This is a genomic window from Veillonella sp. VA142 (assembly GCF_003992135.1).
In the GTDB taxonomy this organism is placed as follows: Bacteria; Bacillota; Negativicutes; order Veillonellales; family Veillonellaceae; genus F0422.
Genome location: NZ_RQVN01000035.1, coordinates 1 through 9,676 on the forward strand (window position 1 = coordinate 1; position 9,676 = coordinate 9,676).

At 44.2% G+C, this 9,676-nt stretch carries 5 protein-coding genes; all 5 read right to left on the reverse strand.

Annotation, left to right across the window (positions count from 1 at the left end):
- Nucleotides 1–520: 520 nt before the first annotated feature.
- The 5 genes from EO117_RS08740 to EO117_RS08760 all read right to left on the reverse strand — a co-directional run bounded on the left by EO117_RS08740 (nucleotide 521) and on the right by EO117_RS08760 (nucleotide 9,366).
- Entirely contained in the window at nucleotides 521–1,648 is a 1,128-nt protein-coding gene (locus EO117_RS08740; RefSeq protein WP_126940073.1) for an efflux RND transporter periplasmic adaptor subunit, read from the reverse strand.
- 281 nt (nucleotides 1,649–1,929) lie between these two features.
- Nucleotides 1,930–2,853 (reverse strand): DUF4268 domain-containing protein, encoded by a 924-nt coding sequence (locus tag EO117_RS08745; RefSeq protein ID WP_126940074.1) that lies wholly within the window; start codon nucleotides 2,851–2,853, stop codon nucleotides 1,930–1,932.
- 838 nt (nucleotides 2,854–3,691) lie between these two features.
- Nucleotides 3,692–6,571, reverse strand: a complete 2,880-nt coding sequence (locus EO117_RS08750; RefSeq protein ID WP_164727562.1) for an AAA family ATPase — start codon at nucleotides 6,569–6,571, stop codon at nucleotides 3,692–3,694.
- Nucleotides 6,561–7,805, reverse strand: a complete 1,245-nt coding sequence (locus EO117_RS08755) for an exonuclease SbcCD subunit D (RefSeq protein ID WP_126940076.1) — start codon at nucleotides 7,803–7,805, stop codon at nucleotides 6,561–6,563. Before EO117_RS08755 ends, EO117_RS08750 begins: the two co-directional genes overlap by 11 nt.
- A 1-nt stretch (nucleotide 7,806) precedes the next feature.
- Entirely contained in the window at nucleotides 7,807–9,366 is a 1,560-nt protein-coding gene (locus tag EO117_RS08760) for a PLP-dependent aminotransferase family protein (RefSeq protein ID WP_240632615.1), read from the reverse strand.
- Between the last annotated feature and the right edge of the window lie 310 nt (nucleotides 9,367–9,676).

The following is a 9,676-nucleotide window of genomic DNA, read 5'->3' on the forward strand; positions in this document are numbered from 1 at the left end:
TTTGTGAAACCCGCACTCTGGCTTATGTTTACTTCTTTCGAAGTAATTACCTTTCATTGTTCAGTTTTCAAAGATCAACGTCGTCATTCACAACGCTGTGTTGCGGCGACTATATTATAATAACAGATTCACAAATTTGTGTCAATAGCTATTTTTAATCTTTTTTTGCTCATCACTCATAGAAGTGTGAACACCTTGCTCTTTCGAACATGTACTATAGTATATTCCATTTCCAAATAAAAAGCAACCCCCAATTTACTTTTTCTTCCCCGAAGAGAATGCAGTTATGCGTAGTAGCCTTGTGGCGGCGTTATAGACTAAATTACACAAACACAAGAGGAGCACGGCGTGTTCAAAACATAATAAGTCTAGGTCACGTTCATATATGTCATAATCGCACATTCCCTAGAAGAGCAGGGCATGTTCCTGAAGAAACATTATGAAATACCGTTTCTGAAGGAATGTGCCTTGCTCTTCCCTTTTACCTTATTCAGTTATAACCGCCACAGGCTACATAGCATTACAAGTGAACGCTTTCGCCTAGTTCGTAGTTCCCCTGATTTGTTACCACTCGATCTGTCGGATTTAATCCATCCAGTATGGTCACTACACCATCTACTTCTAATCCTATCTCAATAGTTCTTATATCTATTGTATTATTTTCTGTCAGCACATACACAAACTTACCATTCTCGCCATCACGAATAACTTCTTTAGGCAAAGTAAGCGCCGGCGCTTCTGCTTTCGTTTCAATCACCAGTGTATAGAACTCACCAATCGTCACTTGCCCTAGTTGAACGTTGAAAGTAGCTTTCACCGTGATGCTCGGTCCCGACTCTGTTCCCACAAATGTAATTTGTCCTGGCACTTGCTGTCCATTTACAACCAAATAAACTTGCACGCCACCAGTAATGTTCGGCTGTTTCAAAATAGCACCGAAGCTTTGCGGAACGCTCAATGTAGCCACCACTGGCGAATCTTCTTGTATTAGCAGCAACGGTTTGCCCTCGATGGCAATCTTTCTATCTTCATTATAAATGGCTGCTACTCTACCTTCCATCGGCGAAACTATTTGGGCCGCTGCCATCTGCGCTTGTATTTTTGCAATAGCAGCTTCTATTCCAGAAGTATCTACTCCTGAACCGCCTGTATAAGACGGAACTGTTACCACTTGTGATTGTGCCCTGACCGCAATCGTTTCAAACTCGCGATTCGTAATAATGCCAGCATCACGCATATATCGCGCCCGCTCTACATCCTCTGATGACACACTACCACCCACTACTGCAGTCGATGTACTCTGTTGTGGCACCCGACTCCGCGCCTCCTGCAATTGTCCTAATAACGATTGCAACTGTTGTTGTAGCGATGTGGTATCGATCATAGCGAGCACTTGACCTGCTTTCACCATGTCACCCACTTTCACTGTGAAAGTAGACACTGGCCCCGACACCGTCGGTTCCACACTTGCCTTATGTAGAGCTGTAATATTCGCCTCATGACTGATGCGCACCGGCATTTGACGTTCCACAGGATTCACCACCTGTACCGTTTTGGGCTGCATCCATGCGAACACACCGCCTGCAAGAATCAGTACCACCACCACTGTTATATATATCCAATATTTCCGTATCCAAGAATAGTTCATTATGCACTCCTCTCATATAGAGAGTATTATACTACTCTTACATCGGAATATCTACCTCTCCCCCCAGAGGAATGCCATCACGTGTAGTAGCCTTTGTGGCGGACCTTTTCTACCTAAATCACACAAGCACAGAAGACCGTAACATACCCCTGAACAAACATAACCACTGTATAGTTTAAGAAGGGGTGTGTTACGGTCTTCTCTTTATCATATTTAGTTAATCCCGCCACAGGCTACATAGCATTATAAGTGACGACCTACATAGCGTTACAAAAGACGTTTTATATGTGTTTCTTAAATACATCTCTCATTATGATTGCCTTATCAATAGTTTCATTAATTAGTTCATTATGGTTCTCTTGACGGTCAAAATCTAGTCCATCAATGTAATATAGAATCCTAGATGCCTTTTTATTATCTAATCGTTGCCACTGCATAGACAAACCTAATTCATTTTCTATCACATCCCGCATCCCATATAACCTATCAAACATTTGCTTATTATCTTTAATAGCAAGCTCTACGCTAATTTGACCCGTTCTACCTAATAAGGAAATGGCTATCCCTGCTTCGCTTGTTCCCATCGCTACACTATACCACCGTTCTGTATGCGCCTTTCTAACATTAAACGGTCTATTTCTACTTACTAACACTTGGTTAAACCGAGTCCAAAAATTCAAGCGATCAGCTTCACTTTTACTTAATTCACCGTTTCCTCGATTTGTACTAGTCATTTTTAGAAAATCATTAGGCTTTTCCACTAGCACAAATTTAGGTGCTGGCAACGAATCTCCAATTTGGTAGGCGTGAATTTCAATTAAAAAGAAAGATACATCTTTCGTGGTCTTATTGTTTAACCATTCAACTGCGCTCCGGTGTTCCTCTTTAGCTTCTTTCACAATCCAAATTACTACATCTGCATCTAACCCAGATGCGTAGGTAATAATCTTTCCTAAATGATCATGATTTGTCGTTTCTAACTGATTTTCAATAATTACCTTGATTCCCGTAGTTTCATCATGAGCCACCAAATCACATCGATAAGACCCGACATACACTTCCTTATCAATATCAGTTAACGTTAATCCTATTTCATCTCCAAGTATCTCTATATTTTCTTCTTTAGATAACCACTCCGAAAAATCATATTGTTCATGTTTCCAAAGATCTCTAATATCCACCTCTGAAAGCTTACCTAACTTCATAACACACCCCCACGCATACTTTTATATCACCGAGTCATTATTTATAGCTTTATTTTACCATACTATATACCAATAATATACAGATATCATTTCCATATATATACAATATCAAAGCCTTAGTCCCTTAAGGTAACTCGTTATCCATAGTAGCCTTGTAATACACCTATAAACCGTGCTATAATTAACGTAACAAAAAGAAGAGCCACCAACGTGTGAAGGCGTTAGGCTCATCTAAAAAAACTCAAAACATGATGAAGCCTAACGTGTGAGGTCTGCAATACCTCGTTACGTTAGGCCTTTTCATTGACTATTTTAAAAGTTCAATGATTTGAATTGCTAAGCTAGTTAGCGCGATGATTAAGGAAATCTTTTCGTACTTAGTCATAGCAATCACCTCCTCTTTTAATAAGAAGAGATGAACCTAACATCACGTCGGTGACACTTCTATGCCTTCATTATATCACATTTCGTGTATATTACTAAGTCATTTTGATAGTAATTCACACTACCACTCTGAGGAACACAGTTACACGTAGTAGCCTTGTGGCGTTCCTTACTGACAGAATCACGCAAATACAAGAAGAGCACAGCGTGCTCCGCAAATATAATACGCCTAGGTCACGTTCATATGCATCATAATCGCATATTACCTAGAAGAGCAGGACATGTTCCTGAAGAAACATTATGAAATACCGTTTCTGAAGGAATGTGTCCTGCTCTTTTTTACTTTATAGAATACTCACTGAACGTGACAAAGCTATATAAAGGTATGCCGTGCTCTTCCCTTTGCCCTATTCAGTTAACACACCACAGGCTACATAACGTAACAAGTGACGATCTACATGGCAGAACAAGTAACTCCTGTACTAAGGTCATATGTATGCACCGCATCTCCCGCTAGTTGGCTCGTCGTCTCATGGCAAGTAAACAGAAACACCTGTGTATGTTCACTCAACTGTTCGATTACCTGCAATGTGAGCTTTTGCCGTGCTAGGTCAAATCGCACTAGTACGTCATCCAACAGCAACGGCATGGACTCAATCTTTTCAGCGAAGAACTCTGCTAGGCTTAGTCGCAATGCCAAATACACTTGATCGCCCAAGCCACTGCTCCACTTTCCTAAGGGAATCTCTCGTCCTGTCGTGTCTTTCACATAGACCCCCTTATGGGTGTCATCCATATGCAATGTATAGATACCACCAGTCATGGCTTTCACATACTCAGATGCCCTCGCCAGCATCGCCGGTTGTCGATCTGTTTCGTATTCTTGTTGTGCTAGTTCCATACCATGGTTGATGAACACATAGGTCATCCACGCTTCCAAGGCTTCTCGAAGTTCCGCTTCTAGCTGTTCTTTTTTCAATATGGCTTCGGACACTGCATGGGATGTGCTCAAGTGGCGCATCGATTCTTGCAAGGTCCCCCGCTCTTCATACAATGCTTGTAAGGACGACTCAATATTCGCCAATTCCGTTTCACTGCGGGAGTACTCTAATTCCCATTTGCCTTTATCATCACCTTGCAAACGGCGATACCACACATCTCTATGAAACTCTTTAGGCGCCAACAACTCTAGTTGCCGTTGGCTTTGGCGATAAATCGTCTCCCATTGTTTATGCTGATCTTGTTGTAGCAAGCGTTGACGATATTCTGTAGCGCTCTTCATGCCACCCTTTTGAATTAGCTCTTCTTGGGCAAGGAGTAATTCTTTTTCTTTTTTACTCCATGTGGCATACTCATCGCGATAGTTTTTTCGCTGGCTTTCCTTTTGCTCCCACCGCACGCGATTTTGCTTGTGCAATTGTAGCTGATTATACACCACCCGTAGATCCACGATAGATGGCGCCGTATGTATCTGTAAAGAATCCCACAAGTTCCGGCATCGATTTACAATGGCTTCTAATTGTTCATGATGCAACCCCACTTGCTTTTGGTACCCTTCAAACTCGCGCAATCGTTCATGGTAGGCTTGATATTCTTCCCTCATGCCATAGAATGCATCATCTCGATTCGTCTGTTTGGCTGCTTTTGGCAACCATGCTTCCCACATGTCCATAGCCTTAGTACCTGCTGCTTCCAAAGTTTTGCCTTCCGCCACCCACTGCGCTTTCATCACTTCGTAGGCTTTGAAATGGCTTATATCATCTCCGTATCCTTTGATTTGTTCTGCCACTGCTTGTATCTCTGAAAGTAAGCTTTCATAGTCAGATTCTGTGGTAGGCATAGAGCGACCCGCCTTCGTTTCTAAAGCAGACATATCCTTAGGCGCCGTAGCTACCTGCTCCATCGCCCCATCCTTACGTTTCCCTTGATATGCTAGCCCTACACCTAGCAACAAGGCAAATATGCCACCGATGGCCTGTATACCGATTCCTTCTGCATAGATCATATGCCATGCTAGCAATGCTACGCCTAGCACGGCTAGTACGGCGCCACCTACATAATAGGAACGTCCAGATGTCATCGTTACTACAGAGTCCGTAGGTTCTTGTGCTAAGTAGACCTCTTTCAATGCAGTTAAATTGCTATACTTGGTTTCTAGGGCTGTTACCGTTTCTGTCACCTCACGAGCTCGATCATCTTGTGGAAATGGCTCTCGTCGTTGCCACGCCTCATAGGCCTCACGAGCACTGCGCAACTGGCGCGCCACTTGCTCCCCATCGTACCAATTTACATCACTTGGGAAGTTTTCCACATCACGCCAATACACATGAGATTTACGAATGAATGCCAACTGAGCTTTTACCTTCTCTAAGTACAAATCCCCTTCTCGACATTCTTTTTCTAATTGGGTCCATTTCGATAATTCTTGGTACAAACTTTCAATCTCTTGTTCATACATACCCAGTCTATCTTCCGGGTCGAAGTTATCTGGCACTAAGCCTTCTTCCTTGCCACGCCACACGCGCATATATTCCTGACAACGACGGATTTCTTCATCTAGTTCTAAAAAGGCATCTCGCTCCAAGGACTCTTCCACATGGAATTGGAGCATTTTTTGTTTTGCTTCTTCTCCTCGTTTATACGTATCCCAGGCACGGAGAACTCGCTCTACCTCTTGCAAATATTCCTTCCGCTCTTGCCGTTGTTCCTGCAAGATAGCTTCTTTTTTTTCTAGCTCTTCCAAGGAAGATTGCCAAGTATAGTACTCCTGTTCTCCTTGTTGTAGCTTGCGGATATCTCGTTCCACCTCTTGCAGTCGGTCCAATAAGGTATTAATGGTCCGCTTTCCCGTAGGAGATGCCACTAGCAATTGGCTAGCTAATTCGTCTACATCTTTCACGAGGGTCCCCAAGGATTCTCCACCTTCGGCACCAAAGAATCGTGTGCGCACGTCCACCTCTTGGATAATATCCACTCCTTGTAGGTCATCCAAGGTAATGGCAAAAATGCGATCATAGGTCTTTTTATCTAACCCTTGCCACCACAATTCTGCAGGCTCCACCGTATACCGCTGGCCACCCACTTCGTAAAAGTCTAAGGTTTTTCCTTTCCGACCAATGTGGTAAGTTTTGTCTTCTCGTTCCACTACAATATGACCCTCTACAGGTTCTTCTTTCCGTTTCGTCCCCAACAAAATGCTACGAAAAGCTTGGAGCAGTGTTGTTTTTCCACTTCCATTAGGCCCATATAGCACATGTAGTCCCCGTTCATGAGGCTGAAAGGTCCACTGTTCATAGGGGCCATAGTGTTCTATACATATTTCTTTAATCTTCATACTCATTCCCCTGTAATAAACGGATTCCTTCCCGTCGCGCCTTTTCATAGGCAGACTGCACCATGTCATCTGTTACTAACTGGCTATACATACCCATGCGTTTCCACTCTGGTCGCTCTTTCACAATGTTCAGTAACGAATCCGCATCCATATCCATCACATTCAAGGCTTTCACATAATCGCTGACCATGCCTGGCGCAATGCCTTGCTTACCGCTACTGAAAGTATCGCATTCGATACCGATGATATACACGCCGTGCTTACCACCTTCTTCCGCTTGGGCTTCCTCCATCCATGCGGCACGCACTGCATTGTCACTCGCCACATCGGACAAAGGCCCTTCTCCTGTGAGTGTAAGTGTCAATAAGATGGACATACCCGGTTTTCGGATCATTTCTTTTTTGTGGCGCAACATTTCCAGCATCTCTACTACCGACTGCACTTGCCCTAAATCGATAGTATCTTCTGCAAATCGGATTACATTGGTCTCGTGAAAGTGTACTTCCACAGTGCCACGGCTAGATACATCCACCACATAGCACCCTTTCGGGCCACTTTCACCACGGTGCAAGCCTTGGGTATTGCCCGCATAAACGATGTGAGGCTGTTCGCTCAGAATCTGGCGCTTGTGAATGTGCCCAAGGGCCCAATATTGAATGGGAATGCGTCGCAACGCATCGAGAGAACAAGGCCCCGTCTTGTCATGTCCCTCATGACTGCCTACCGTTCCATGCACAAGAGCGATGGAAAAAGGATCACTACGCAACGGATGGATGTCCGATGCCAAGTCCTCATGTTGGGTATCACTGGAAATACTGCGTCCATAGATACCCGCCACCTCTTGGCCTCGCACCACGAGAGAAAACCGATCCACCCGGTCCGCTGCACAGATATGGACATTGTCTGGCAATGGCATGTGACGCGTCCAACTTTCCGCAGGATCGTGATTACCTTGCACCACATACACAGGAATGTGTTCCTTGGCGAGACTTTCACAGGCTCGCACAAACTGCATCTCCGCCTCAAGAGGATGATCCGCCCCATCATAAACGTCCCCCGTGATGAGCACCGCCGTCACACGCTGACGGATGGCCAAGTTCACGATATTTTGAAAGGATCCATAGGTAGCGCGTATCATAGCCTCGTCCAAGGATCTGCCAAAAGATTTTAAATAGCGAAAGGGCGCCCCTAAATGGAGATCCCCACATTGTATGAATCGAAATGGTATGCCCATATTATAACCCTTTCCAAGCCTCAGCTAATACCTGTACCGCCCGTTCTAAGTCACGTGTCGGTATACCGCTGAACGATAACAACACCTCTACAACACCTGTCTCATCTTTGTCTATGACCTTGATATCGCACCCCGCTCCTAAGGCTCGTTTCCGAAGCACATCTCCCTGGCTGCAGGCCTTGCGAATCCCAGCATAGACGCCACCCTCTGGATCAATAACCTCATAGGTGTCGTCCAAATAGTGGCGCAACAGACTTGTAAAATACTTACTTTTTTCTAAATAATGTTTGCGGAGACGGCGAATTTGCTTATGCCATTCCCCTTCATCCATGTACATGGCCCACACCAACTGCTCTAACACACCTGCACTTTGTCCATAGGCCTTGCGATGCTTGTGAAAGTCCTCATAGAGAACTACGGGTAGCACTAGGTAACTCAATCGAATCGACGGCGGTAACACCTTCGACGGTGTACCCATGTAGATGACGCAATCTTGAAGGTCCATACCTTGCAAAGATAACACAGGCTTTCCATAATAGCGAAGTTCACTGTCATAATCGTCTTCTATGATAAAAGCGCTTTGACTCTGCGCCCACCGCAATAACTCTGTCCGCTCTTGGATCGTCATAATACGACCCATACTATCGCCGTGAGACGGCATACAGTATAGAACTTCCACATTCACCGCTTGTAATGTGGCAATCAATTGCGGGCCTCCTGTATCAACCTCTAATACAGAAAATCCGTAGTCTTTCCATAAGGCTTTCGCAAAACTAGGGCTTTGGCGGTCTATGGCTACCTTAGATTTTCCTTGGCGTTGTAACAAGGATGCAATCATATGCAACGAATTGAGAGTACCACTAGTCACTAGGATCCGTTCCGCTGTAGCCCGCACACCTCGCGCCTGTTGTAAATATTGATTCAACGCTGACCGCAACTCAGGTTCTCCCTCTAGCTGACCATAGGTCATGAGCCTCTTCGTATCTCGTAAGGCATAACCAATAAAGCGTTTCCACCGTTTGAAGTCGAATCCCTCCGGATCCATCGCACCAGTTGCGAAATTGTAGCGGATAGGAGTGGGCTGTCTGTTCATTCCCTTAGGTAAGGCATTATTCAACGTAGATGTAGTGCATCCATCACAATCCGATATTAGTTTTTCTACCTTCTGTTTCCCAGCATCTGTTAGACTTTGACGTACACCCTTAGGCTTCACCGATGAAAGAACCTCTTCCTTAAGTTCTCCTAGATTACCCACGATTCCATATGTTCGATCAGACGTACTATTAATAGGAGTCATCCCATCATAATATCCAATCAAAGGCTGGGGAATCTCCAGCACCTCATAAGGCGCCCTGTTATGGGCTTGAATATACCCTTCCGTAGCCAACTGCAAATAGGCTTGCTCCACCGTAATCTTGCTCACACCTAACTGCGCCGCCATAGCACGTATAGAAGGAAGCCGTTGCCCTGGACGGAACAAACCTTGCTCAATATGCACTTTTACAGCCTCATATACCTGCTCGTACATGGGAACCCCTGCATTCGCATCTAGGACAATCATCTAGCCCTCCAAAACAACAACCTTACGCTCTTACATATATATCTATCGTTAACTCTCAATTCTAGGGTAGTTCCTTTCATCATGCCATGACTCCAAAAACTGAAACCTTTGTTTCTAAAATAGACTCTTACTTTATATTATAAAAGTAAACACGAAAAATGACTACACCAAAAGTATGAATTTCTTTCGAAGGACATTGAGAGAGAGCCTCTATAAATAATACAAAGTAAAAAGGGGCTGTAACAAAATGTACTTTTTTACATTTTCGTTACGGTCCCTTTTGCATGCAGAAACTACCAAACTTCTTGAG